The organism is Mediterraneibacter glycyrrhizinilyticus, from assembly GCF_015560805.1.
Taxonomy (GTDB): domain Bacteria; phylum Bacillota; class Clostridia; order Lachnospirales; family Lachnospiraceae; genus Schaedlerella; species Schaedlerella glycyrrhizinilytica_A.
The window spans coordinates 107,996-133,924 of the sequence record NZ_JADMSO010000002.1 but is presented as its reverse complement, the minus strand read 5'-3'; the positions used below and the strand labels follow the sequence as shown (position 1 = coordinate 133,924).

The 25,929-nt window shown below is 46.1% G+C and carries 21 protein-coding genes; 5 read left to right on the top strand and 16 right to left on the bottom strand.

The window, feature by feature from the left end:
- Positions 1 to 10: 10 nt before the first annotated feature.
- A complete protein-coding gene (locus tag I2H87_RS02625; RefSeq protein ID WP_009267788.1) occupies positions 11 to 622 on the top strand; it encodes a transporter in 612 nt (203 codons plus the stop codon).
- 85 nt (positions 623 to 707) lie between these two features.
- Positions 708 to 1,265, top strand: a complete 558-nt coding sequence (hpf, locus tag I2H87_RS02620; protein ID WP_009267789.1) for a ribosome hibernation-promoting factor, HPF/YfiA family — start codon at positions 708 to 710, stop codon at positions 1,263 to 1,265.
- A gap of 107 nt (positions 1,266 to 1,372) precedes the next feature.
- Here hpf and I2H87_RS02615 read toward each other — a convergent pair whose 3' ends face one another.
- Positions 1,373 to 2,026: a YigZ family protein gene (locus I2H87_RS02615; protein ID WP_009267790.1), complete on the bottom strand. Its 654-nt coding sequence runs from the start codon at positions 2,024 to 2,026 to the stop codon at positions 1,373 to 1,375.
- Positions 2,027 to 2,271: 245 nt separating this feature from the next.
- On the opposite strand from I2H87_RS02615, the gene I2H87_RS02610 reads away from it, so the two are divergent.
- A complete protein-coding gene (locus I2H87_RS02610) occupies positions 2,272 to 4,884 on the top strand; it encodes a transglycosylase domain-containing protein (RefSeq protein ID WP_195609259.1) in 2,613 nt (870 codons plus the stop codon).
- 104 nt (positions 4,885 to 4,988) lie between these two features.
- On the opposite strand, the gene I2H87_RS02605 is transcribed toward I2H87_RS02610, so the two are convergent.
- The 4 genes from I2H87_RS02605 to ftsH all read right to left on the bottom strand — a co-directional run bounded on the left by I2H87_RS02605 (position 4,989) and on the right by ftsH (position 11,291).
- Positions 4,989 to 5,936, bottom strand: coding sequence for an ROK family glucokinase (locus I2H87_RS02605; protein WP_195609258.1), 948 nt, complete (start codon positions 5,934 to 5,936; stop codon positions 4,989 to 4,991).
- A gap of 39 nt (positions 5,937 to 5,975) precedes the next feature.
- On the bottom strand, positions 5,976 to 6,905 hold the full coding sequence (gene hprK, locus I2H87_RS02600) for an HPr(Ser) kinase/phosphatase (protein ID WP_009267794.1): 930 nt from the start codon (positions 6,903 to 6,905) through the stop codon (positions 5,976 to 5,978).
- A gap of 202 nt (positions 6,906 to 7,107) precedes the next feature.
- Positions 7,108 to 8,961, bottom strand: coding sequence for an excinuclease ABC subunit UvrC (gene uvrC / locus I2H87_RS02595; protein WP_054703130.1), 1,854 nt, complete (start codon positions 8,959 to 8,961; stop codon positions 7,108 to 7,110).
- Positions 8,962 to 9,074: 113 nt separating this feature from the next.
- Positions 9,075 to 11,291 carry an ATP-dependent zinc metalloprotease FtsH gene (ftsH, locus tag I2H87_RS02590; RefSeq protein ID WP_117550915.1) on the bottom strand — a complete coding sequence of 739 codons (2,217 nt, stop codon included), beginning with the start codon at positions 11,289 to 11,291 and terminating at the stop codon, positions 9,075 to 9,077.
- A 186-nt stretch (positions 11,292 to 11,477) separates the two neighbouring features.
- Between ftsH and I2H87_RS02585 the strand changes: the two genes are divergently transcribed.
- Positions 11,478 to 12,956 carry a DUF1846 domain-containing protein gene (locus tag I2H87_RS02585; protein WP_022151780.1) on the top strand — a complete coding sequence of 493 codons (1,479 nt, stop codon included), beginning with the start codon at positions 11,478 to 11,480 and terminating at the stop codon, positions 12,954 to 12,956.
- A 73-nt stretch (positions 12,957 to 13,029) separates the two neighbouring features.
- Here I2H87_RS02585 and I2H87_RS02580 read toward each other — a convergent pair whose 3' ends face one another.
- On the bottom strand, positions 13,030 to 14,322 hold the full coding sequence (locus I2H87_RS02580) for a PucR family transcriptional regulator (protein WP_009267798.1): 1,293 nt from the start codon (positions 14,320 to 14,322) through the stop codon (positions 13,030 to 13,032).
- Between the two features lie 160 nt (positions 14,323 to 14,482).
- Here I2H87_RS02580 and I2H87_RS02575 point away from each other — a divergent pair, with 160 nt between their 5' ends.
- Entirely contained in the window at positions 14,483 to 16,507 is a 2,025-nt protein-coding gene (locus I2H87_RS02575) for an NAD(P)/FAD-dependent oxidoreductase (RefSeq protein ID WP_195609257.1), read from the top strand.
- Positions 16,508 to 16,581: 74 nt separating this feature from the next.
- Here I2H87_RS02575 and I2H87_RS02570 read toward each other — a convergent pair whose 3' ends face one another.
- From I2H87_RS02570 to I2H87_RS02525, 10 genes are all read right to left on the bottom strand, one after another.
- Positions 16,582 to 17,151 (bottom strand): phosphatase PAP2 family protein, encoded by a 570-nt coding sequence (locus tag I2H87_RS02570; RefSeq protein WP_054703132.1) that lies wholly within the window; start codon positions 17,149 to 17,151, stop codon positions 16,582 to 16,584.
- 43 nt (positions 17,152 to 17,194) lie between these two features.
- The gene (locus tag I2H87_RS02565; protein ID WP_022150881.1) at positions 17,195 to 18,184 is read right to left on the bottom strand and encodes an aldo/keto reductase; all 990 of its coding nucleotides are present in this window, start codon (positions 18,182 to 18,184) and stop codon (positions 17,195 to 17,197) included.
- Position 18,185: 1 nt separating this feature from the next.
- Complete coding sequence (locus I2H87_RS02560; protein WP_009267802.1) at positions 18,186 to 18,806, bottom strand: metallophosphoesterase family protein; 621 nt, start codon at positions 18,804 to 18,806, stop codon at positions 18,186 to 18,188.
- A gap of 3 nt (positions 18,807 to 18,809) precedes the next feature.
- Positions 18,810 to 20,726: a BMP family ABC transporter substrate-binding protein gene (locus I2H87_RS02555; protein ID WP_009267803.1), complete on the bottom strand. Its 1,917-nt coding sequence runs from the start codon at positions 20,724 to 20,726 to the stop codon at positions 18,810 to 18,812.
- A 101-nt stretch (positions 20,727 to 20,827) separates the two neighbouring features.
- A complete protein-coding gene (locus I2H87_RS02550) occupies positions 20,828 to 22,411 on the bottom strand; it encodes an ABC1 kinase family protein (protein WP_009267804.1) in 1,584 nt (527 codons plus the stop codon).
- Positions 22,404 to 22,808 carry a phasin family protein gene (locus I2H87_RS02545; protein ID WP_009267805.1) on the bottom strand — a complete coding sequence of 135 codons (405 nt, stop codon included), beginning with the start codon at positions 22,806 to 22,808 and terminating at the stop codon, positions 22,404 to 22,406. The genes I2H87_RS02550 and I2H87_RS02545 overlap by 8 nt, the downstream gene beginning before the upstream one ends.
- 149 nt (positions 22,809 to 22,957) lie before the next feature.
- Positions 22,958 to 23,344 (bottom strand): diacylglycerol kinase family protein, encoded by a 387-nt coding sequence (locus I2H87_RS02540; protein WP_009267806.1) that lies wholly within the window; start codon positions 23,342 to 23,344, stop codon positions 22,958 to 22,960.
- A gap of 358 nt (positions 23,345 to 23,702) precedes the next feature.
- Positions 23,703 to 24,575 carry an Rpn family recombination-promoting nuclease/putative transposase gene (locus tag I2H87_RS02535; RefSeq protein ID WP_195609256.1) on the bottom strand — a complete coding sequence of 291 codons (873 nt, stop codon included), beginning with the start codon at positions 24,573 to 24,575 and terminating at the stop codon, positions 23,703 to 23,705.
- A gap of 76 nt (positions 24,576 to 24,651) precedes the next feature.
- The gene (locus I2H87_RS02530) at positions 24,652 to 24,885 is read right to left on the bottom strand and encodes a hypothetical protein (protein WP_009267809.1); all 234 of its coding nucleotides are present in this window, start codon (positions 24,883 to 24,885) and stop codon (positions 24,652 to 24,654) included.
- A 97-nt stretch (positions 24,886 to 24,982) separates the two neighbouring features.
- Complete coding sequence (locus tag I2H87_RS02525; RefSeq protein WP_009267810.1) at positions 24,983 to 25,921, bottom strand: nucleotidyltransferase family protein; 939 nt, start codon at positions 25,919 to 25,921, stop codon at positions 24,983 to 24,985.
- Positions 25,922 to 25,929 lie beyond the last annotated feature (8 nt).

The window sequence follows — 25,929 nt, the reverse complement described above, 5'->3', positions numbered from 1 at the left end:
GGGAAAACACATGAAAAAATATGTTTATGCGTTTTTAAAAAATCTGACGACGGCGCTGGAATTTGTCATTGCACTGATTCTGGCTGCCGGGATCATTTTAATGACTTTTCAGCTGGTCCTCTCTTTCGGAAATCTCGCCGATCTGAGCAAGTATCCGAACTATGACGATCTGCTGACAACTTGTTTTAATCTGATCATCGGTGTGGAAATGATCCGTATGCTTTATCTCCATACACCGATGACCGTATTTGAAGTCCTTTTATTCGCGATCGCCCGTCAGGTGATCATCGACCACTCCTCACCGGTCAACAGCCTGCTCGGTGTGATCTCGATCGCGATCCTGTTTGCCACAAGAAAGTTTTTGTTTGTGGCGTTTGATGAATCCGAAAAAATCATTTTCCGGGCAGCGCAAAAAGTCCATCTCGTCAACCGCCTCACACATCTGAACATTCCTTATACAGATAACGAAACTCTCGGTGAACTTCTGCTCCGCAAACTGGAAGAGGACGAAACCGAAGTCGGTGTCGGTGCCTGCGCCTACATTGCAGACGTAGGTCTGCGCATTGCTAAGATCACAAATGGGAAAATTACTCGAATTGAAGTGATTCGTTCTATACATTGAGAGAATTTTATGTTATACTATGTACATAAAACACAGAAAGTTTCCATTATTTTCTGTGTAATATGAACAAAAGGAGTTGAGCAGCATGAAATTTATTATCAGTGGCAAGAACATCGAGGTAACCCCTGGACTCAAAAGCACGGTAGAACAGAAATTAGGAAAACTAGAAAGGTATTTCACTCCTGAAACAGAGATTATTGTAACCCTCAGCGTTGAAAAAGACCGCCAGAAGATCGAGGTGACGATCCCGGTTAAGGGCAACATCATCCGCTCCGAACAGACAAGCAGCGATATGTATGTATCCATCGATCTTGTGGAAGAAGTGATCGAACGTCAGCTTCGGAAGTATAAAAACAAACTGGTTGCGAGAAGCCAGGGTCATCCGACAGCATCTTCTTCCGGAAGTAATTTCAAGAAAGAATTCTTTGAAGAAGATGATACAAGCGTGGAAGATAACGAGATTCGCATCGTCCGCACCAAACGTTTCGGCATCAAACCGATGTTCCCGGAAGATGCCTGCATCCAGATGGAACTTCTCGGACACAGCTTCTTTGTTTTCAGCAACGCCGAGACAGATGAGGTCAACGTTGTGTACAAGAGAAAAGACGGCTCTTTCGGTCTGATCGAACCGGAATTTAACTAAACACTTCTATCTAAATAGCAGCATCAGTGTACAAAGGGGAAAACGGTCCTTGTAAACTGACGCTACCAAACACTTACATATTTTACGGACTCTTCGGAGTCCGTTTTTTATTCATCCGGAAATTCCAGCATCTCTCCATTCACATCGGCAAAGCTGCACGCATATGCCCTTTTGATATCTGCCTGACCGTTTGTCGCTTCTGTGATCTCCTGCACGATCTCGTTTTCCGCTTCTTCCGATACCAAGACTGACAATGTCACCTGATCCGTATATTCCGACTGTACGATCGGAATTTTCCGCTGTGCGAGCAGATATTGGATTTTCCCCAATCCGGTATAATCCGTTTCTATCTTGAGCCTGTACCCTGTGATCCGCGTTATGATCACACTTTCTGCCAGCGCCTGTTTTGCCGCTTCGGTATACGCACGAACAAGACCGCCTGTTCCGAGAAGCGTTCCGCCGAAATATCGGGTAACAACAACGAGCAGATTGCCGACCTGCTGGCCGCGGATCACCTCCAGGATCGGTTTCCCCGCTGTCCCGCTCGGTTCCCCATCATCACTCAAGCGTTCCTGCACCCTGTCCCCACTAATGACATATGCCCAGCAATGATGTCGGGCATCCCAATACTTCTTTTTCACCTGCTCCAGAAGTTGCATCGCTTCTTCCTCATGTTCCACCGGAAAAACTTCCCCGATAAATCGGGACTTTTTCTCGACGATCTCCGCACTTCCGCCTTTATGAACTGTTCTGCTCTCCATTGCTGTTTTGCTCCTTCCCCGCATCCGATTGATTTCGATTATTTTACACTATAACAAAACAGACTAAAGCACAAGAGATTTCTTAAATTATTTTGAATTATCTCTTCCTGACCGCATGCCCCCTTGTACACTGATGGTATCTTTGTTATAATGAAGCGTATCCTTTTTTTCGGCTTTCCGCAGCGATTGCGCACGCATACGTTGTCATTACCGGAAGAAAGTGTGAATAAAGGAGGCTATTATTCATGAATTACGGAAAGGAAAATCTTGAGAAGAGAAAAAAAAAGATCTCTTCCAAGAAAAATATGAAAAAGAAGCGAGTCGGGGTCCGTTTTTTTAAAGCTCTGATCATCTGCATACTAATCCTTGCAGTCGTAGGTGTCGGCGGCGTCGGACTTTTTGCAAAACGGATCATTGACAACACCCCTACTGTAACCCCCGCCGACGTCAAGCCACAGGGATTCACCAGTTTTGTCTATGCTGAGGACGGAACACTGTTGGAGCAGTTCCTTGAATCCGGTTCCAACCGTGTATACAAGACGATCGATGAGATCCCGAAATATTTAGGAGATGCGTTTGTTGCCATCGAAGATGAACGTTTCTACAAACATAACGGTATCGATCTTCAGGGAATCCTGCGTGCCGGTATTGTCGGCATTACCTCCGGTAATTTCTCCGAGGGTGCCAGTACATTGACACAGCAGTTGATCAAGAACAATGTATTTCCGAACTTTCTGGATGAGAAAACATTCTACGACAGATTGGAGCGAAAACTTCAGGAGCAGGTTCTCGCAATGGAAATCGAAAAGCAGATGACCAAAGAAGAGATTCTGGAAGCTTATATGAACACGATCAACCTCGGACAGAGCTGCCTCGGCGTGCAGTCTGCCGCCAAACGATATTTCGGAAAAGACGTTTCAGAATTGACTTTGTCGGAATGTACCGTGATCGCGGGCATCACACAGAATCCGACCGGATATGATCCGGTTGTATATCCGGAAGCCAATGCCAAACGCCGTGATATCGTACTTGGAAATATGCTGGAACAAGGATATATCACACAGGCAGAATATGACGAGGCAAAAGCCGATCCGGTTTATGACCGTATTGTTGCCACACCTCCGGTAGAAGATACAACGCCATATTCCTATTTCAATGACGAACTTTCCCAACAGGTTATCCAGGATCTTATGACCCGGAAAGGATTTTCGGAAACACAGGCTTACAATGCGCTTTACAGCGGAGGTCTGACGATCATTTCCACACAGGATGCACGGATCCAGCAGATTTGTGATGAAGAAGTTGCAAATGAAGCCGTTTACCCGTTTGGAACGGAATACGGTCTGGAATTTGCCCTGACGATCACCCGCGCTGACGGAACCGTAGAAAATTACAGCAAAGAAATGCTTGGTCAGTATATCGCTGCCGCATGGGGAAATGATTATCCCTTGATCTTTGCTTCCCCGGAAGAAGCGCAGACTGCAGTGAACGAATATAAATCCACGCTCGGCATCACAGAGAATGATACGGTCGACGAGCGTTGGGACGTTTCCCCACAGCCGCAGACTTCGGTTGTCGTTATGGAACAGTCTACCGGAAAAGTAAAGGCGATCGTAGGCGGACGCGGACAGAAAACAACCAGTCTTTCCCTGAACCGTGCGACAGATTCCACCAGACAGCCCGGATCCTGTTTCAAGATCGTATCCACATACGCTCCGGCTCTGGATTCCTGCGGATATACGCTTGCTACTTCCATTGAAGATAAAGCACCTTACACCTATCCAAACGGTCAGAAAGCAGAAAACTGGGACAAGATTTACCTCGGGCAGGCAAGCGTCCGATATGCGATCGAACATTCGATGAATGTCTGCGCTTTAAATACATTGACGGATATCGGATTCCAGACCGGATACGATTATCTGAAAAATTTCGGATTTACCACGCTTGTTAATTTCGATGATGACAACTATCCGGGCTTTACCGATGTTCAGGCTGCGACTGCCCTCGGCGGAATCACAAGAGGTGTTTACAATATCGAGATGACCGCTGCTTATGCGGCGATCGCAAATGCCGGAACCTATACAAAACCAATCCTGTATACTCAGGTGCTTGACCATGAGGGCAATGTCCTGCTTGATAATTCCACACCGGATACCCATCAGGTGATCAAAGATTCTACCGCTGCGCTTCTGACAAGTGCAATGCAGGATGTTATCACAAAAGGTACCGGTACTGCAGCGCGCATGGCGAATATGCCGGTAGCCGGAAAAACCGGTACAACAGAAAACAGTACAGACCTTTGGCTTTCCGCCTATACACCATATTATACCGCTTCCGTGTGGGGCGGATATGACTCCAATAAGCCAATGGAATCCATGAACCAGTCCTGGCATATGACACTCTGGAAAAACATCATGGAACGGGTTCACGAAGGACTTCCTTATAAAGATTTCACAATGCCTGCTTCTGTACAACAGAAAACAATCTGTACACAGACCGGTCTGCTTGCAACCTCAAGCTGTCCGGCACTGACTGAATATTTTGCAGAGGGTACCGTTCCTTCTCAAAGCTGTTCCGGACATTATGTAGCGCCTAGTGAAGATGAGACAGAAGAAAATGACGACGATTCTTCTGACAATGATGATTCCAATGATAGTGATTCCGGAAACGTAGGATCCAATGGAAACAATTCCGGCGGCAGCAATTCAGGGAATAACTCCGGCGATAACTCCGGTGGCAACAACTCCGGCGGCAACAATTCCGGTGATAATTCCGGCAACAACTCCGGTGATAACTCCGGCGGCTCCGGAACGATCGAACCGATCGTTCCTCCAGCCGCACCGGAGGGCGGACAATGATCCACAAACGCCAGAGCTCATAAAATAACAGCACAGAAAAACGGCAGATGCGAATCGGTTAGTTTTCGCATCTGCCGTTTTTCTGTCTCAGTATATTTTCTGTTCTATTCTTCTCCGACTGCATCCAGAAGCAATTTTGCCGCACCGCAGATTCCTGCATCATTTGCCAATGTTGCAAGCTTAAATTCCACATCTTTGTTTGCAAAAAAAGCGCGTTCCCGATATGGTTTTTGAATATATGGGATAAGTATCTCGCCTGCCTTTGACACGCCTCCGCCGATTACAAAAACGGACGGATCCGCTACTACCGCCAGATTTGCCAGCGCATATCCAAGATAACTTCCAAATTCTTCTGCGATTTCTTGTGCAACCTGGTCCCCCTCTTTCACTGCGTCAAATACATCTTTCGCCGTCACTGTTTCCGCACAAAGCACGGTCGGACGTGTCTCAGAAACAAGCTTTTTCTTTGCGATCCGTACGATTCCCGTTGCAGATGCATATTGTTCCAGACATCCCCGGTTGCCACATCCACAGTTTTCTGTTTCTTCATAGTTTACGCACAGATGTCCGATTTCTCCTCCGGCTCCATGTTCACCGATGATCACCTTTCCGCCAATGATCACACCGCCGCCGACTCCGGTTCCAAGCGTCACCATGATCATATTTTTCTGACCTGCTCCGCCGCCTTTCCACATTTCACCAAGAGCCGCTACATTGGCATCATTTCCGACCTGTACCGAAAATCCGGTCAGTTCTTCCAATTCCCGTTTTACTTCCTTATATTTCCATCCCAGATTTGCACTTCCATTTACAACACCAGCTTCGGTTACCGGTGCCGGAACACCTACTCCGACACCCAATACATCCTCCCCGCCGATTTTGCATACTTTTAGTTTTTCTTCTATTGCAGCTGCAATATCCGGAAGAATCGCTTTACCCTCATCTTCTGTTCTCGTAACAATCTCCCATTTTTCTACAATATCGCCGTTCTCTTCAAACAATCCCATCTTTACGGTTGTGCCACCGATATCTACACCAAAACAATATTTCATCTCTGTTGTCCTCCGCTTAATTCCTGCTGGTTATGTCTTCTAATTTCTTTTTGCCAGATTTTCCTGAACACGTTTGTATAATTCCTGCGCCGCATTGTATCCCATCTGTTTTTGTCTGTGATTTACCGCTGCCGACTCAACGATGATCGCAAGATTTCTTCCCGGTCGGATCGGAATGTTATGACACACCACCCGATTTCCGAGAAATTCCGTATAATTTTCTTCCAGTCCAAGCCGGTCATATTCCTTATCCCGATCCCAGTCTTCCAATGTAATGACCAGATCGATGTTCTGCGTTTCGCGCACACTTTGTACACCGAACATTGATTTCACGTCCACAATTCCAATTCCACGCAGTTCGATAAAATGTCTTGTGATATCCGGTGCAGATCCGACCAGCGTCTCATCACTTACCTTGCGGATCTCCACCACATCATCCGTAACGAGACGATGTCCTCTCTTGATCAATTCCAAAGCGGCCTCGCTTTTTCCGATGCCGCTCTCTCCCATGATCAGAACACCGACACCATACACATCCACAAGCACACCATGAATCGAAATACACGGCGCCATTTTTACATTCAGCCAACGAATCAGTTCCGCCATAAATGCGGATGTCATCTTTCTGGTGGACAAAATCGGAATATCCGCTTCCTTTGCCAGTTCCAGCAAATCTTCATCCGGATATAAATCTTTACTGAAAATCAAACATGGAACCTGACATGCCAGCAGTTCCTTATAAATCTCTTTTTTCTTTTCCGGCTCCAGTGTCTGCAGATATGTATGTTCCACATATCCGATAATCTGAACCCGTTCCGAATCGAAATGATCAAAATATCCGGCAAGCTGTAATGCCGGTCTGTTCACGTCCGGAACTGTCACCTCTTTTTCCGCAAGATCGACATCCGGCGTCAGGTTTTTCAACTGCATTTTTTCAGCCATTTCGCTTAATTTCACACCATGTCCCATAATAGCTCTTCTCCTTTTTTCACCTATTCTCAAATGCCCGGGGCAGCTTCCCACCGTCCGGGCAGCGCACCTCGATTCCGCTCCCGCTTCTTCTCGGTCGCTTCGCTCGCCAAATCGGGAACACCCCGGAGGTAAGTTTTCAAGCGAGCTTGAACTTGCCTCCGGGGTGTTCCCGGCTTGGCTCTGCCCTATACGCATTATATCATGGATGAAAAAAATTGTATACGGATTTGGCAGCCTTTTCATTCATCGAGGGGATTGCCGTTAACACTTCAACGCTTGCTTCCTTGATCTCGTCCAGATTCTGAAAACTGCGCATCAATGCTTTTCTTCTCGCGGGTCCGATTCCCTCTATATCATCCAATATGGAATGTACCTGCCCTTTTCCACGAAGTTGTTTATGATACTCTATTGCAAACCGGTGCGCCTCATCTTGAATTCTGGTGATCAATTTAAACGCTTCGGAAGAACGGTCGATCGTAATCTCTTCATTCTCATAATATAATCCTCTTGTCCGGTGATGATCATCTTTTACCATTCCGCAGACCGGTATATGCAAATGTAACTCATCGAGTACCTGCTGTGCGACATTGACCTGACCTTTTCCGCCATCCATCAGGATCAGATCCGGAAATGCTGTAAATCCTCCCAGTTCTTTACTCTCTTCCCGCTCTCGCAATCCATGAGTGAATCGTCTCGTAAGCACTTCCCGCATACTTCCATAGTCATCTGCCCCTTGAATTCCTTTGATCTTAAACTTCCGGTAATCATTTCGCTTTGGTTTCCCACGTTCATAAACGACCATGGAACCAACAGATTCAAAACCATTTGTATTGGAAATATCATACGCTTCCATTCGGGTGATTTCAGAAATTCCCAACATGTGGGCGATCTCCTTTACAGCCCCGATCGTGCGTCCCTCTTCTCTCTTTAAACGCTCTTTATCTTTCGACAAAACCATTGCCGCATTGTTCGCCGCCAATTCCACCAGCTTTTCTTTTGTTCCTTTCTTCGGAACACGGACGCTGACCTTTCCGTTTCGTTTTGCTGAAAGCCACTCTTCGATCAAAGCGGTATCTTCCAGTTCTTCCTGCACCATCAATTCTCCCGGGATAAACGGTGTTCCCGCATAATACTGCTTGATAAAACTGTCCAAAATGCTGCCGACCGACTCGCCTTTCGTGATCCGGAGATAAAAATGATCCCGTCCGATCAAGCGTCCGCCGCGTATAAAAAAGACCTGCACAACTGCATCTTCGTCCGCAGTTGCAGCCGCAAGAACATCTCGATCCTCGCCATGACTGTCCGTGATCTTCTGTTTCTGCGCGATTTTTTTCACACTGTTCCACAATTCCCGATACTCGATCGCCTTTTCAAATTCCAATGCCTCTGAAGCAGCCTGCATCTTTTCTTCCAACTCATGCAAGATCCCATCAAACTTACCGCTCAAAAACCTCACGGCTTCCGCTACGGATCTCTGATAGTCCTCCGCAGAAATATAGCCCTGACACGGCGCTTCACACTGTTTGATATGATAATTCAGACATGGGCGTTCTTTTCCGATATCCCGCGGAAGATTTCGATTACATGTGCGGATATGGTAAAGTTTATGGAGCAGATCGATCGTGTCCCGCACCGCGCCGCTGCTTGTATACGGTCCGAAATATTTCGCTTTATCTTTCTGGATCCGTCTTGCCAGCATGATCCTCGGGTAATCTTCTCCGACAGTCACTTTAATAAACGGATAAGTTTTATCATCCATCAACATCGTATTATATTTCGGATGATGTTCCTTAATCAGATTACATTCCAACACGAGCGCTTCCAGTTCGGAATCGGTCACAATATACTCAAAGCGGCGAATGTGTGTCACCATCTGTTCGATCTTCACCCCTTTATTCCTGCTGCTCTGAAAATATTGCCGGACCCGGTTTTTCAGACTGATCGCCTTTCCCACATAAATAATCTCGTCCTTTTCGTCATGCATGATATAAACCCCTGGTTTTCCGGGCAATTTTTTCAATTCCTCCTGAATATCAAACTGATACTGATCCATCTCTTTTCCTCATGATGCTTCTTCAAAATACACATCGTTCTTTCTATCATTCTTCAATAGAACAATCGGGCAGGAACAGGATGTTCGCCCTGTATCTGCCCGATCATGTCTGATTATTTGTCCTCTGCCGCATCCTGTGCTTCTTCCTCTTTCACTTCCTCAATCTTTTCCTCGGAAGTCGGCACTTTTGTATCTTCTTCTGCTGCAGGAGCGGATAAATTCATATCTGCGTCTGTCTCGGATGGAGTGATTTCCATGTCTGATACTGCTTCTTTTTCTTCGTTCACTGTATCCTGAACTTCCTGTCCCTCCACCGGCTTCATCGCAATCCGCATCTCTTTTTTCACTGTTTTTCCGTCCTGCTCTTCCGGTTCTTCCACACCTTGGACTTCCCGCAGGATCTTCATAAATTCTTTTCCGGTGATCGTCTCTTTTTCGATCAGGAACGCGGAAATCTTATCCAATGCTTCCCGATTCTCCCGCAAGAGCCGTTTTGCCTCTTCATAAGCATCTTTCAGCATCTTCATCACTTCGGAATCGATCTCTGCCGCTGTTGCATCTCCGCAGTTCATCACAGCACGTCCGTCCAGATACCTGTGCTGTACAGACTCCAATCCGATCAGACCGAATTTCTCCGACATACCATATTGTGTGATCATTGCACGGGCAATCTTCGTCGCCTGTTCAATATCATTAGACGCTCCGGTCGTCACAGTATCGAAGACGATCTCTTCCGCCGCTCTGCCGGCAAGCGCACCGACAAGCATTGCTTCCAGTTCTTTCTTTGTGTTCAGATATTTTTCCTCTTCTGGAGTCTGCATGACATAACCAAGGGCTCCCATCGTCCTCGGCACGATCGTGATCTTCTGTACCGGCTCCGCGTCTTTCTGAAGCGCACTGACAAGCGCATGTCCAACCTCATGATAAGAAACGATCCTGCGTTCCTCCTCACTCATGATACGATCTTTCTTCTCTTTTCCGACAAGAACGACTTCGACAGCTTCAAACAAGTCTTTCTGGCTGACCACCTGCCGTCCGTTCTTCACAGCATTGATCGCAGCTTCATTGATCATATTTGCAAGATCCGATCCGACAGCGCCGGACGTTGCAAGCGCGATCGCTTCCAGATCGACTGTCTCATCCATCTTTACATCTTTGGAATGTACTTTCAGCGTATCGATACGTCCTTTCAGGTCCGGTTTGTCCACGATGATCCTCCGGTCAAAACGTCCCGGACGAAGAAGCGCTGGATCCAGTACCTCCGGACGGTTTGTTGCCGCCAGCAAAAGCAGTCCTTTGTTCGTGTCAAATCCATCCATCTCGGCCAGAAGCTGGTTCAATGTCTGTTCGCGTTCATCATTGCCGCCGCCCATTGCGGTATCACGGCTTTTTCCGATCGCATCGATCTCATCGATAAATACGATACACGGCGCCATCTGCTGTGCCTGTTTGAACAGGTCACGCACACGGGACGCTCCGACACCGACATACATCTCCACAAATGCGGAACCCGACAATGAGAAGAACGGCACTTTCGCTTCTCCTGCCACCGCTTTTGCAAGAAGTGTCTTTCCGGTTCCCGGAGGTCCCACAAGCAGCGCTCCTTTCGGAAGCTTTGCTCCGATCCCGGTATATTTGCCCGGATTATGAAGAAAATCCACGACTTCCTGAAGCGACTCTTTTGCTTCATCCTGACCGGCAACATCCTGGAATGTCACCCCGGTCTCTTTCTCTACATATACTTTTGCATTGCTCTTTCCAATGCCCATCATGCCGCTTCCTTTTGACATCCGACGCATCACGAAATTGATCAGGATGCCGAACATCAGAAGCGGGAAGACGAGCGTCACAAGCAATTCAAAGATCAGGGACGACGCCGTATCCGGAATCTCCTGACTGAATTTCACTTTCGCATCCAGAAGTCTCTGCGGCAGCGTCTCGTCGTCTACACGTCCGGCAAAATAATCCGGCATCTTTTCGACGTCCTCTTCTTCTCCGTCTTCCTGCTGACTGACGAGTTCCTCCATCTGGCTGATCAGGTTGTTTGTGGCAAGCGCACCGTTCTCCTCGTCCTTACCCAGTTCTTTTTTTCTCGCCTCGTCTGTCAATGTAATGTAAATCTTGGTTGCATCCAACGCAACCGTGTCTACCTCGCCTTTATCGACCATCTCGATAAATTTATCATAGCTGATCTCTTCCGGATTCTTATCCTGCATCAGCGAATACAGCCCCATAACAACAAAAACAGCCAGCAAGGTGGTAAACATGATAATCCCCCATCCCTGCCGGTTGCCGCCGGGACCCTTACGATTATTATTTTTATTGTCCATTATGCTCCTCCTAAACTCAACTAATCTTATTATAAATATGCACCAGATAGAAATCAACAAGAAGATTATGAAAATATTGTAAACTGAATGAATGAAATTCTTGTAAAATGAAATCATTTTGTAGTATACTGATATGCGTATCTGAAAATTATAACGAATCATGACATCGAATGGAGATAGTATTTTATGAGAACAGGTTTTGATAACGAAAAGTATTTGCGAATGCAGTCTGAACACATCCGACAGAGGATCGAACAGTTTGATCACAAACTCTATCTGGAATTTGGCGGAAAGCTTTTTGACGACTATCATGCATCCCGGGTTCTTCCGGGGTTCGAACCGGACAGTAAACTTCGCATGCTGATGCATTTGAGCGACCAGGCAGAGATCATCATTGTCATCAGCGCCAAGGACATCGAAAAGAATAAAGTCCGCGGAGATCTTGGTATCACTTACGATACGGATGTACTCCGTCTGATGGACTCTTTCCGTCAGAACGGTCTCTATGTCGGCAGTGTTGTCATCACGCAGTATTCCGGTCAGGAAAGCGCTCTCCTTTTCAAAAACCGGCTGGAAAATCTGGGGATCAAAGTATATATTCATTACAATATCGCAGGGTATCCGTCCAATATCCCACTGATCGTCAGCGACGAGGGTTACGGAAAGAATGAATATATCGAGACAACCCGTCCGCTCGTTATCGTAACCGCACCCGGACCGGGAAGCGGAAAAATGGCAACCTGTCTCTCTCAGTTATATCATGAACATAAACGCGGAATCCATGCAGGATATGCCAAATTCGAGACATTTCCGATCTGGAATCTGCCGCTGAAGCATCCTGTCAACCTCGCATATGAGGCGGCAACCGCAGATCTGAACGACGTCAACATGATCGACCCGTTCCATCTGGAAGCCTACGGTGAGACGACCGTCAACTACAACCGTGACGTAGAAGTATTTCCTGTTCTGAACACGATTTTTGAAAAGATTTACGGAAAAAGCCCATACAAATCTCCGACAGACATGGGCGTCAATATGGCCGGCAACTGCATCTGCGACGATGAAGCTTGCCGCGAAGCTTCCGGTCAGGAGATCATCCGCCGTTACTACGCTGCCCTGAACGATCTTTTAAAAGGGACATGCTCGGAAGAACCTGCTCAGAAGATCGAGCTTTTGATGAATCAGGCCGGCGTTACGATCCAGGACCGCAAAGTAGTTGCCGCTGCTCTGAACAGAGCACAGGAAACCCAGTCCCCTGCTGCTGCTCTGGAACTTCCGGACGGACGCATTATCACCGGAAAGACTTCCAATCTGCTCGGTGCTTCCGCAGCACTTCTTCTGAACGTATTAAAAGAACTTGCCGGTCTGGGACATGAACTGCACATCATCTCCCCTGAGGCGATCGAACCGATCCAGAAGCTGAAAGTAGATTATCTGAAGAGCCGCAACCCGAGACTGCATACGGACGAAGTGCTGATCGCACTCTCCACAAGCGCCGCGGCAAATGAAGACGCCAGACTTGCTCTCGAACAGCTTCCTAAACTGCATGGCTGTCAGGCACATACTTCTGTGATGCTTTCTGACGTGGATATCAAGACATTCCAGAAGCTTGGCGTGCAGCTGACATGCGAATCTGTCTACGAAAGCGGACACGGATATTATTAATGCAATTTTATACGGGTACACCGTCTTTTTTGATAACAGCACGATGTACCCGTTTTTTAGTTCTGCTTCTGTTTTATTTGCCTGTCGTATTACTGTTCCCACTTTTATCTCCCGACAATTTCAAAAGCCGCAGAGATATTTCGTACTGAAATAACCGTTCTTCGATCGGTCCTCCAAGTAATTCCGCAATTTTATTCATCCGATAAAAAAATGTGCTTTTGTGGATATGGAGCGTTTCCGCACTTCTCAACGCATTTCTTCCGCAGGAAATATACACGCGCAATGTGTGAAAATATTCTGTCCTGTTTTCCCGGTCGTATGCTATCAAATATTTGATATCCGGATGGATCGCCGCTTTCCTCTGTATCTTTTTCATTTTAGGATCGATCAAACTTTCTATCATATATTCTCCATAACGCAGGACGCATGCCGAAGTCTCCAATGATCCGCAGACAGATAAAAGTCTTATCGTTTGCTGATAATACAGCTGTGCATCTGACGGATTATCAAATTGATGACTGATTGCCAATTTCATACGATTTAAAGTTAAAAAATCTTTTATTTTTACCTCCTCCGCAACATCAAACGGAATCCTCGCCTCTGCTGATGTCAGCAGAACGATATGTCCTTTATAAAACAGTGCAATGCTGTTTTTGATGATCGTCACCATTTGTTCTATATAATACCGCTGATTCATATAGATGTCCTGTTCTTTTTCAAACATACCTGTCATGATCCAATAGTGACGCATCGGTTTTCGCCCCAACTGCCGGATCCGTTGTTCGATAAACTCTTTCCCAACCATATTTCCATCCAATAAATCTGTAAGAAAATATTCGTATTTGAACCCTGTTCGCTCTGTAAAAAAACTATTTTTCTGCATTTCTACCGACAGCATCTGGGAAAGTGTGCGCACGATCTCAAAATCGGTCGTTTCAAACGAACGCTTCCTTGCCAGCACACAAATATAACCTACCACACTTCTTTTGATCGAAATCCTGCAGTACATCATATTTACCCCCAATGCATCCCTGTAAAATGTAAACGGCGCTGTCTCCGAGAAAATCCGTTCAACAAGACGTTCCCGATGCATAGACTGCACCGCTTCCGTTTTCATATACTGCTTACCGTTTCTGATCTCAAAATCCTTGTCATTTGAGTGAAGCGGATAATTTTCAATAATCGAAAAACTTGTATCGCAAACGGTGATCGGATTTTCGAGCAATTCATATGCCACATTTAAAATTCCTTTCATCCCGTTCCCTTTCTGCAATGCCTGAAACATTTCTTCTTTTTTCTTTCCCAATTTGATGAACGTTTTCATTTCCTCAACGGTCATCTCCTGCAATTCAAGATTCTTCTCCATAATTCCGCTTTCCTTTCAGACTAAAGTCTAAATAGTTCTTCTGCTTTTTCTCTTTATTCCATCCTTTATCTGATGTTTCTTCTTTGTTTTTTTGCTATACTCCCATCATACAACAGTCATTATGATTTAGACAATAGTCTTTAAAGAAAGGAGATCTTCCATGTCAGAGCAAAATCCATATTTTCCACATTTATTCTCTCCGATCAAAGTCGGAAGCAAAACGATCAAAAACCGCATTGAGGCGGCTCCCGCCCTATTTGCATTTGAACACTATATCGAAGCAGACGCTTTCGGATATTATCCACCAATGCCCAAACGCGCTTATTATATGCTTGAAGCAAAAGCCCGCGGCGGCGCCGGCAGCGTGGTCCTTGGTGAATTAAGTCCAAATCACACTTACTGCAAACGCTTTCCATTTGAACCCGATATTGATTTCACATCACGGGAGGATGAAATATTTAATATCACTAAGCAAACTGCCGAAATGATCAAAAGTTACGGCGCTCTTCCAATCGGAGAACTGCTTTCAACCGGTGAGATCAAAACATATATCGGTGACGGGATCAATCCGAAAGGTCCCTCCGAAAAAGATCTTGACGATGGAATCACACATGTAGATGCTTTCACTGAGAAAGAAATCCGGGAGCATATACAAGAACATATTACTGCCTGCCAGTGGTTTAAAGATGCCGGATGGGAAGGGATCATGATCCATTGCGGACACGGATGGCTTCCCGCACAATTTCTCTCTCCGATGTATAATAAGCGTACGGATTCCTATGGCGGGTCCTTTGAAAACCGCGCCCGTTTTACCGTCGAACTGCTTCAAGCGATCCGCAAAGCCATGGGACCTGATTTCCTGATCGAAATCCGTGTCAGCAGTGATGAACATCTGCCTGGAAGACTGAATCTTGACGACGCAGTAAAATATTGTCAATTATGTGAGCCTTATATCGACTTGATCCACGTATCCTGCGGTCATTATCTCAGTTCCTCGAGAAGCTGGGAATTTACAACCACTTACGCTCCTCATGGTGCAAACATTGATAACGCTGCCGTTATCAAACAGAATGTCTCCGTTCCGGTCGCTGTCGTGGGAGGTATTAATTCTCCTGAAATGGCAGAACAGGCGATCGCCTCCGGCAAAGTCGATATGGTATCCATGGGACGGCAGTTTTTTGCCGATCCGGAATTCCCAAACAAGGCGATGGAGGGACGTGCCGACGAAATCCGGCGTTGTTTAAGATGCGGACGCTGTTATCCGGGTCCATCGGGCGAACACGAAACCGAAAAATGGACGGTGAAGTTCCCTCCGCTCGACTCCTGCACCATCAACCCATATGACGTATGGCCTGCATCTCACCATAAAATTTTACCGGAACTCATGCCGCAGCCAAACGCAAGCCGCAAAGTTCTGATCGTAGGAGGAGGATGCGGCGGTATGCAGGCGGCTATTACAGCGTCTGACAGAGGTCATCAGGTCATTCTCTGTGAAAAATCACATACCTTAGGCGGTCTTCTCAATTTTACCGATCACACAGATCATAAAATTGATATCCGAAACTTCAAAGATCTGTTGATTCGTGAAGTAAGCAAACGCCCCATCGAAATCCGTCTGGACTGTGAGGTTCGCGCGGAACTGATCCAAACGATTCAACCGGAAGCAGTGATCCTTGCCACAGGTTCTGACGATCTGATCCTGCCGATCGAGGGGATCGATCAGGCTTTCACTGCCATGGATGTTTATAAAAATGACTTTGAACATCTGGGCAAAAGCACCATCGTTCTTGGAGGCGGACTGGTCGGATGTGAAGCTGCAGCCGATTATATCGCCCACGGAATCCATACAACCATCATAGAAATGCAGGAATGTCTGATGCCGGAAACAACCGGGCTTTACAGAACTGCCGTTCATGATTTTATTGACAAAAACGGCGGAAAGTATGAGGTCAATGCAACAGTGACCAAAGTCGGAAAAGATTTTGTCACCGCCGTTCAGAACGGGCAGGAAATCACCCTGCATGCGGACAGTGTCGTAAATGCAATGGGACGAAAAGCAAACGATACCTCTGATCTGAAAAAAGCAATCTCCGTTCCATTCTGGGAAATCGGAGACTGTGTAAAAGCAAGACAGATCGGCGATGCCATACGAGAGGGATGGACAGCCGCGATGGAAATCCTTTAAATTTATTACCATACTACAAGCCGAGGGCATCCGTCCTGTGATTGAAACAAATCACAGGACGGATGCCCTCTCTTTCAACTTTCTTCAGACTTCTTTTTCACATCTTTTTTCTCTCCCACGATCCGGCATGCGATCCATGCTGCAAGAATACCGATCAAGATTCCTGCGGCTACATCCGACGGATAGTGGACTCCCACATATAATCTCGACAGCGCGATGAGCGTTGCCAGGATCACGGCGGGTACACCATATTTCTTCGGAAACATTTTATAGTATACCATCGCCGCTGCGAATGATGCGCAGGAATGTCCGGATGGAAATGAAAAATCATGCTGAGGATCTACCAGTAAGATCAATCCGTCGATCACCTCATACGGCCTGGTCCGGGCAACCAGATTTTTCAACGCTACATTGGTGATCAGCGCACCGATCAAAAGGGAGATCAACGCCGCCGCACCGATCTTTCTCGTTCTTTTCGGAATCAGCAGGATCACAGACAATGCGATCCAAAACCATCCCGCATCGCCAAGCCAAGTGATAAATTTCCAGATCGGCGTCATCCATTCAAACCGAAGATATTCCTGAATGAAGAAAAGTACATTGACGTCGATAAAATTATGATCCAGCTGCGTCAAAAAATCCATATTGTGTCATCCTCCATGCGTTATCTGTTCAAAATCCATTCCATTATAACACGATCTCATCGATTTTTTGAAGCTCTTCTTCTGTAAAATCCGGACTGTTTATCATTTTGATATTATCCAGTATCTGTTCCGGTCTGGACGCCCCGATCAGAACGCTTGTCACCGCATCGTCTTTTCTGACCCATTTCAGCGCCATTCTCGCAAGACTCTCGCCACGCTCTTTTGCCAACTCATTCAGTGCACGCGCCTTTTCGATCTTATCGGATGTCAGCCGTTCCTTATTTAAGAATCTTCCATCCGTCTTCACCCTGCTGTCCTCCGGAATCCCGTTCAGATAACGATCCGTCAATATCCCCTGTTCCAAAGGACTAAATGTGATGATTCCGACCCCCTCTTCTTTTGCGGCAGCTTTCAGCCCGTTCTTTTCGATCGTGCGGTCAAAAATAGAATAACGGTTCTGATTGATCACAAACGGACAATGAAGTTCTCTTAAGATCGCGCATGCTTTTTTCATCGTCGCGCCATCATAATTGGAAAGCCCTGCGTACAACGCCTTTCCGCTTTTTACCGCCTGATCGAGCGCGCCCATTGTCTCCTCCAACGGCGTTTCCGGATCCATCCGGTGATGATAGAAAATATCCACATAATCCAGCCCCATCCGTTTCAGGCTCTGATCCAGACTTGCCAGCAGATATTTTCTGCTTCCCCAGTTGCCGTATGGTCCCAGCCACATATCATATCCCGCTTTTGTGCTGATGATCAGTTCATCCCGATACGGCATCAGGTCTTCTTTTAAGATCCGCCCGAAATTTTTCTCTGCGCTTCCCGGTTCCGGTCCGTAGTTATTCGCCAGATCAAAATGCGTGATCCCATTGTCAAATGCGGTAAAACAGAGTTCCCTCATCCTCTCAAAAGAAGCGGTGTCTCCAAAATTATGCCACAGTCCCAGTACAACTTCCGGAAGCTTCAGACCACTTTTTCCGCTGGCACGGAATTTCATTGTCTCATATCGTTTTTCATCTGCAATATACATCTTACTTTTTTCTCCTTTCATTTGACACTTCTCCGAATTCAAACACATAGCGTTCAAATCCGTTGATCACATGGGTATCTTGATATCTGTCATACCGTTTCTGGTTTCGCCCATAATTCATATGGACATGACCGTGAAGAAAAAAACGCGGTCTGTATTTTTCCATCAGATCCCGAAACACTTTGAATCCCTGATGCGGCAAGTCCCGGCCGTCGTTCAGCTGATATGCGGGTGCATGCGTGACCAGAATATCAAATCCTTTCTTTCTCCATAGTTTCCACCGAAGCTTCCTCACCCGCTTCTGCATCTCTTTTTCCGTATACTGATGCGCCCCGCCTGTATAACGCATCGATCCGCCGAGCCCCAGGATCCGGATCCCCTCGTATTCATAAATCTCATCTTCGATACAGGTACATCCCTCCGGCGGGATCTGTTCGTATTTTCCATCGTGATTTCCATGCACATAAAGTACCGGAACCGCCGAAAGCGTCACGAGAAACGACAAGTATCGCGGATCCAGATCTCCGCAGGAAATGATCAGATCCGCTCCATCCAGCTTACTTTTGTCAAAATGATTCCACAGATATTTCGATTCTTCATCTGCTATCACCATGATTTTCATACTTCAGATCTGCCCTTTCTCTTTTTTGACTCCCTGCTGAAACGTTACCGGCTTCGCCTGCTCTTTCAGTTCCTCCGTCTTCGGAATACTTCCGATCACATTCTCGGCAAGCCAGTCCATCTTTATAATTTCATCCGGCGTCAGACTTCGTTCCGGGTCGTCCTGTACAATCCCGTCCTGCGAAGAGAGCACGCCGGAAAACACGTCAAATTGCCCGGATATGATCGACTGTTTGAGCAGGTCTACCAGACGTTTTGTTTCATTCGGGATATTCTTTGAGCAAATGACATCGATCACTCCTGCCGACATTCCCCACCAGTAATTGATCGCTTTCTTACCCGGCGCTTTATCATCGCTCTTCCACGTTCCGTCCATGATCGTACGGATCAAAAGCTCATAGAATCTGCCCCAGTGCCAAAGCGGCATTGCCAGGCTTTGCGTGTAATCCCCCTCCTGTCTGTAAATCCCGAAAGACCTCGTCGCCTCTTCCGGGATCACCATATCTTTTCCGGAAATGCAATCCGGTCTGAGATTTCGGATCAGTTCATAAAGATCAAATCTTTTTCTGGACGTCCATTCCAAATATACCTTTACTCTCGGATTGATCATTTTTGCGCCAAGCGCAAATGCATTGATATTGGCAACCGAACCATAAATCGGATAATCCTCCAGATACAAAAGCCTGTTATTTTCCGCCATTGCACCCGCGATCGCACCCATCAGAAATTTGGCCTCATGCATCCGCGCGTAATACGTCCTGATATAACGGTGGGAAGTATTCAAAGAGCAATTCAATATCCGGACATCCGGATATGCGATCGCCGCTTTCAGACTCGCTTGCGCAAACGCTGGAGAAGTCGTAAATACAAGATTGCATCCCGACTTAATCGCCGATTCCATGCAGACTTCTATATTAGTAAGCGTTACATTTTCATAAACGACGGTGCTGACTTCATCCGGAAATGTCTGTTCCAGATGCAGACGTCCCAGCTCATGCGCATACGTCCACGCAGAGGTTCCCGGCGTTTTGGCGTAGATGAACGCAGCTTTTAATTTCGTGGAACTCATCGACAGGATTCTGCTTAAAAGTGTCTTTTTTTCTTCTGTCGGAGCCAGTTTCAGGTCGATTTCTTTCCCACTCTGCAACAGGGTAAATTCTTCCCAGCTTTTTGCCACCAGATTTTTCAGTTCACTCATCGTCTTATCACAGACCGCCTGATACCCATACAGTGTCACGAACGACAAAAATGCATCTCCCGGCGTAATGGACAGCTCTTTTCCGCCGCGCGCCGTATATTCTCCCAGAAAACGGGAGTATACGGAGCTGAACAGCAGCCGCTCTTCTTCCGTCCATACTTCATCCGGCTTTTTTTTCATCACAGTCAAGAGCTTCCCAAAACTTCCCGTATTGCTGAACCAGATATAATTCACTTTTGAAACTTCATAAAAATCCAGAAACTCAAAATAAATCCGGTTTTCTTTTTCTTTCGTTCTCGGAGGAATGATCCGGATCACCTCTCCCGGAATCGACACGGCATCATAATACTTCATAACGCTGACCCGCTTATTTCCCTCCAGAATGTAAAATTTATTCATGTATTCATAAGCCTTGACCGGTTCCCGGATTCCCTCGGTCACATGTGCTGTGCTTAACAGAGCCCATTTGATTGCAAATTCTGTATTATCTTTTAAGATCGGCATAAAATTACCCGCAAATGCACTGCTTCGCCCGCCGGTTTTCGTTCCCACGATCAAGTCCATCGGAATCTGCACCAATCCAAGCGGCACTTCCGAATAACTTCCTTTCGGCGGCAATATGTCATCCAGAACTTCTAAAGTCGGAGGAAGTCCTTTCATCATCCGTAACTGATAATCACGCTTCCCCATTCGCTGCGCTTTGATGTAATCTTCTTTTGACATTGCCCTCTCCTTCTTGTCATATAAACCATCTTGTCTTATAAACTATCTTGTCTTATAAACCGACTTTTCTTATTTTCTCCTGCTCTTTTCCCATCCTGCTGTCATTTTTTTGAAAAAATATGTTTCAAAAAAACATACACAACAATTCCGAATGCGATCAGATATCCAAATGCTCCCAGCGCCGGAATCCCCCAGATCTTCGGGCGCATATCCGTCGTACAGATAATACTGGAACTGATCAGAAGCGCCATGACCCATAACCCCATCACGATATTGCGGACCAGCCTGCGTAAAAGACGCTCCAGTTCATCCGATGCATGCAGATCCAGATTTACTTTTGTCTGCCCTTTCAGATGCCCCTGCATCAATTCCGCCAGAAGCGACGGAAGTTCGATCGACTTATACATGGATCTGTACAGACTCTTTCCGACGCCTTTCAATGTCTTTTTCCAGTCTTCTGTCCGAAAAATCCGATCTTTCATCCTTGCCGCCGCAATCTCCACCATATTGATCTCCGGAGAAATATCTGCCAGTACGCCCTCCATATGCGTCAGCCCACGAGCCAGCATCGTGAGTCCGTGCGGCATGACGATCTTATTTTCTTTCATCACATCCATCATGTCCATAAGAATTTCCGCCACATCGATCTGCCCCATATCCATCGTGCCATATTTGACAAACATCGCGCTGATGCTTTCATATAAAATACTCGGATCCGGCTGTTCTTTAAATTCTCCAAGCGCCATCACCGCTTCCTGGATCATGCTGATATCTTTTGCCGCCACACCGCGGACTGCCATTTCAAGCTGCTGCCTGTCCCGTTCCGTCAGACGTCCCATCATCCCCATATCGATCCAGATGATCTTGCCGTCCCGTACGCGAAGATTTCCCGGATGCGGATCCGCATGAAAAAAACCATCCTCGATCACTTGCCTGATAAAGTTATCTGCCAGTTTACTTCCGATCTCATCAAGATCATAGCCGTTCGTACGTAGCGTTTCCTTGTCGTCAATCCCAATGCCGTCAATATATTCCATGACAAGCACATGCGTCGTCGTATATTCCTGATACAGTTTCGGGACGCCAACGAATACAACTTCTTCATTCTGTTTTCGGAATTCTTCCATATTGGCAGCTTCCGTCAGGAAATTCATCTCTTCCCGCGTGACACTCCATAATTCATCCAGAACCATGTCCAGATCGACCATGCCTTTTAAACTGACCGGCGGCAGAAGTCGAACTGCTTTTTTCAGCAGCGCGATATCTCTCGCCATCGTCTCATAGATCCCCCTGCGCTGCACCTTGATCACAACCTGACTGCCGTCCTGAAGTACCGCGCGGTGTACCTGTGCGATCGAAGCAGCTCCGAGAGGTGTCTCTTCGATCTTTTGAAAGATCACATCCCATGAAACTCCATAAGCGTCTTCCAGAACCCGCGCCACTTCCACAAACGGCATCGGCGCCACCTCAGACCGCAGGCGCATAAGTTCTTCGCAGTACCGCTTCGGAAGAATATCCGAATGCATCGACATGATCTGTCCCAGCTTAATGTACGTTGGTCCCAGATCTTCCAAGATCAGCCGCAGCTTTTCCGGCGTAACCCCCCGGGTAATGCCATGTTTCCGCAGTACAGCGGTTATCTCCCTCAATCGTCCCTTGTATTCCGGAGCTTCCTGCTTACTCATCCTCACTCGCTTCCTTTACATTCTCCGCACCTTTCTCATCCAATGGTACGTTTTCCATCTCGGAAGTATCCGTTTTTTCAGCTTCCGGTTCTTCCTCCTGCTGATCAAGCTGGCTCAGCCGCTCTTTTAATCGAGTAATCTGTTCGGGTGTCATCTTCTCCAGCAGCTCGTCCAGTTCCTCCGGATCCGACACTTTCACGGAAACATTGACTTTCTCTTTCATCGTCTTCTTAATATTGTGTTTCAGCTCCTCATTCAGAACCTTTCCCTGTTCGACGGTCAATTCACCCTTTTTCACCATCTCATCCAGAAGCTCTTTGGATTTCTCTGTCGTTGTCGCAACCGCTCCGATTCCTGCTAATAATATTTTTTTAATGTTTTCTCCGATTCCATCCATAATTTTCTTCTCCTCCGTATTTTCTGATTCGTATTTTCTGATTCATATTTTCTGATTCATATTTTCTGATTCATATTTTCTGATTTGCCTTTTCTGTCCGAACTTTACTCTGCTATCGGCTTCCTCCTCTTTTTTGCCCGAACTTCGCTCTACTTAAGGACCATACACAAAAATTCCAGTCCCTCCGGGAGAAACAGGATCAGCCCTGCGATCACTGCCATTATCGCCGCAAGAAGAACTGCGCCTGCCGCCGCATCTTTCGCCAGTTTCGCAAGCGGTTTCCGCTCTTCGGTCACAAGATCCACAACGGCTTCCACTGCAGTATTTACGATTTCCAGCGACATAACCAGACCGAACAAACAAAAGCAGATACACCACTTCCATGCGGCAATCCGAAAGATTGCCCCCGCCAAAATGACAAGGATCATCACACAGCAATGGATCTTCATGTTCCGCTCTTTTTTTATGACCGCGGTGATCCCCTCCCAAGCATATCCGAAACTTTTGTGAAGTGGTTCTTTCTTTTCACCGCCCATCTTCCGCCTCCTTTTGCCCTGCCGCCCGAAGATTTTTCATTCATCATAAAGCGGGGCTGTGATAAAATACTATGCCTGTATTTTATCACAGCCCCGACTGATTTGCTATATTTTCTGCTATCTTCACTCGGCGATTCCGCTTTGTTTCCCTGGCAAATTTCTTCTTTCATAGTGTCTTTATACAATTTGTTTTGAAAGCGGTCTGGCAGACTCACGAATAATCTACATTTTCCTTTGATAGAATCCCTCTGTATGTTCTGAACTTTGCCTGAAACGGCATTGACTTTTTGACACGAATCCCGGATCATCATTTTCGATCATCCGGGACTTACAGACTCATCATAAAATGAGATTGAACTTATTCAGAAATTTTCTTTACGAACTCTTCCATAGACGCCGATTGAACTGCTATTTTTGCCCAATCCATCAATGTTTCCTGCTCCGATACAGAAGTAATCTTCTCTCTGATCGGTTCCGGAATCTCCCCTAAAATTTCCAACATTTTTAATAACATGTCACGCGCGCCTTGTGTCTGACCTAGCTTCCATCCTATCTTTTCACCTTCGGCACGTTCTTCCTTCAATTTTTCTTCCAAAAGCATAAAACGCTCCTCCATTTCCCGGTTTGCTTTTACTCTTTGAACTGAATCCTGAAGTCTGCGGACATAAGAATTATGAAAATCTTTCTGACTTTCTTCTAAATCCGCTTTCACATATTCCAAAAATGTCACCAGTTCTTTCGGAACTTCCTCCCGATTCTTCCCTTGCGTACTCAGAAAAATGATCTGCCTTGCATCTTCCAATTCTACATTGACATCTTCTTCACATTTCATCTTGAATGTGTACCGATAGAGTTCTTTTCCAAATGGATCAAAATCACAAATAAACACCACAAAACTTTTTGGCAGTTCTTCATAGTCTCTGCCGCTTTGCAGCATCTCCATGTCCATCTGGCTTTGATAATAACGGCTTCTTTTTCCAAGTACCGGTCTTCGTGATGCCTGCATTTCTACATTGTAGCAAGTATTCTCCTCATCCCGCGCATACACATCCAGACGAACGCCTTTATATTCCGGATGATAAACCATACTCTTTTCCTTGCTCACTTCAATCCGGTCAATAGAAATACCAAGGATCATCTCCAACAATTCCCTGCAGTTTTCCGGATCGGACATCACCGCACCAAACATAAAATCATCTTTTATTGTAAGTTCCCTTAACTTTCTTCCCATATATTTCCTCCTATATACAGAGGAATTCTACGGAATATAGTATAGCATGTTCCCTTAAAAAATGATATGCACTTTCTTATCCCAATATCTCCTGTGCAGCCTTAAAAAATGCCCGTTCTGTCCCCTGCACTTCCATCGTCACTTTCCGTTCCTGCTCTTCCCCCGGATGCTTTACGGTTACTTCGATCAATGTCCCCGGCTCGATCCCTTCACCGAAATTCTCCTTTAAGAACGGATAAAAATCCGGATGATTCTGAATAAACTGATGACGCTCATTCAACATTTTCATTACTGTAATCGGATTAATCATATTCTGCTCCTCTAAAATAAATCTCCGGATGGAATCTGTTCCGATCAGATCCTACCCGGAAATTGCTTTTCTTTCGTTTTATTTTTTTATTATTCGCTTACTTTTTCCAATCTGCAAACAGATCAGCCTGATAAATACCGTCTTCGATCAATTTCCGGAAAGAATCGACTACAACCGGCTTGTCCTCTTTGTATGTAACACCAAACCAACGATCTGCAGTTTCCAACACTTTGACACTTACCAAATCTTCCTGAAGCAATTCGTCAATGTAAATCGGAAGAAGGTACTCTGCTTTCTCCTCATTACCCTCCATATTCTCAAAAAATACCGAAAATCCCTCTTCCAGCATCGAGATAAACTCCGGCGTCAAGCCCCACATATTCATCGAAACATTTGACAATTCATCAATTGGAGATAAGTTGCCGTCTGCTTCTACCGCTGCACCATCTGCCGTCTTTACGATATTGGAAGTCTCGTCCACTCCGGTCAAGAATCCGTCAGAATCTACTTTGCATACACCTCTTGTAACACCGCCATTTTCGCTCAATGTATTTTTCAGGATAAAACCTGCCATACAAAATGCATTTGCACGATCCGGTGTATAATCCTGTAAGAACTCATGGATTTTTACAAATGCTTCTTTTCCATAATAGTCATCTGCATTGATCACTGCAAACGGCTCTTTTACAATATCTTTGCATGCAAGGACTGCCTGACCGGTTCCCCACGGTTTTTTCCGTCCTTTCGGAACAGAAAATCCATGTGGAATATCCGACATTTCCTGAAATGCATAACCGATCTCCACACCTTTCGCCGCGCAAAGCTCTTCCATACGATTTCCGATTGCTTCTCTGAAATCTTTCTCAATATCTTTACGGATGATAAATACGATCTTATCAAATCCAGCCTCTACCGCATCATGAATCGAATAATCCATGATGATCTCGCCGTTTGGTCCAACCGGTTCAAGCTGCTTGATGCCTCCCCCGAATCGTGATCCAATTCCTGCTGCCATAATAACCAATGCGGTCTTCATCTTAAAAC

Coding starts and splice junctions, on each gene's coding strand:
- I2H87_RS02625 (WP_009267788.1), top strand. CDS start 11: ATGAAAAAATATGTTTATGCGTTTTTAAAAAATCTGACGACGGCGCTG.
- hpf (WP_009267789.1), top strand. CDS start 708: ATGAAATTTATTATCAGTGGCAAGAACATCGAGGTAACCCCTGGACTC.
- I2H87_RS02615 (WP_009267790.1), bottom strand. CDS start 2,026: ATGGAGAGCAGAACAGTTCATAAAGGCGGAAGTGCGGAGATCGTCGAG.
- I2H87_RS02610 (WP_195609259.1), top strand. CDS start 2,272: ATGAATTACGGAAAGGAAAATCTTGAGAAGAGAAAAAAAAAGATCTCT.
- I2H87_RS02605 (WP_195609258.1), bottom strand. CDS start 5,936: ATGAAATATTGTTTTGGTGTAGATATCGGTGGCACAACCGTAAAGATG.
- hprK (WP_009267794.1), bottom strand. CDS start 6,905: ATGGGACATGGTGTGAAATTAAGCGAAATGGCTGAAAAAATGCAGTTG.
- uvrC (WP_054703130.1), bottom strand. CDS start 8,961: ATGGATCAGTATCAGTTTGATATTCAGGAGGAATTGAAAAAATTGCCC.
- ftsH (WP_117550915.1), bottom strand. CDS start 11,291: ATGGACAATAAAAATAATAATCGTAAGGGTCCCGGCGGCAACCGGCAG.
- I2H87_RS02585 (WP_022151780.1), top strand. CDS start 11,478: ATGAGAACAGGTTTTGATAACGAAAAGTATTTGCGAATGCAGTCTGAA.
- I2H87_RS02580 (WP_009267798.1), bottom strand. CDS start 14,322: ATGGAGAAGAATCTTGAATTGCAGGAGATGACCGTTGAGGAAATGAAA.
- I2H87_RS02575 (WP_195609257.1), top strand. CDS start 14,483: ATGTCAGAGCAAAATCCATATTTTCCACATTTATTCTCTCCGATCAAA.
- I2H87_RS02570 (WP_054703132.1), bottom strand. CDS start 17,151: ATGGATTTTTTGACGCAGCTGGATCATAATTTTATCGACGTCAATGTA.
- I2H87_RS02565 (WP_022150881.1), bottom strand. CDS start 18,184: ATGTATATTGCAGATGAAAAACGATATGAGACAATGAAATTCCGTGCC.
- I2H87_RS02560 (WP_009267802.1), bottom strand. CDS start 18,806: ATGAAAATCATGGTGATAGCAGATGAAGAATCGAAATATCTGTGGAAT.
- I2H87_RS02555 (WP_009267803.1), bottom strand. CDS start 20,726: ATGTCAAAAGAAGATTACATCAAAGCGCAGCGAATGGGGAAGCGTGAT.
- I2H87_RS02550 (WP_009267804.1), bottom strand. CDS start 22,411: ATGAGTAAGCAGGAAGCTCCGGAATACAAGGGACGATTGAGGGAGATA.
- I2H87_RS02545 (WP_009267805.1), bottom strand. CDS start 22,808: ATGGATGGAATCGGAGAAAACATTAAAAAAATATTATTAGCAGGAATC.
- I2H87_RS02540 (WP_009267806.1), bottom strand. CDS start 23,344: ATGGGCGGTGAAAAGAAAGAACCACTTCACAAAAGTTTCGGATATGCT.
- I2H87_RS02535 (WP_195609256.1), bottom strand. CDS start 24,575: ATGGGAAGAAAGTTAAGGGAACTTACAATAAAAGATGATTTTATGTTT.
- I2H87_RS02530 (WP_009267809.1), bottom strand. CDS start 24,885: ATGATTAATCCGATTACAGTAATGAAAATGTTGAATGAGCGTCATCAG.
- I2H87_RS02525 (WP_009267810.1), bottom strand. CDS start 25,921: ATGAAGACCGCATTGGTTATTATGGCAGCAGGAATTGGATCACGATTC.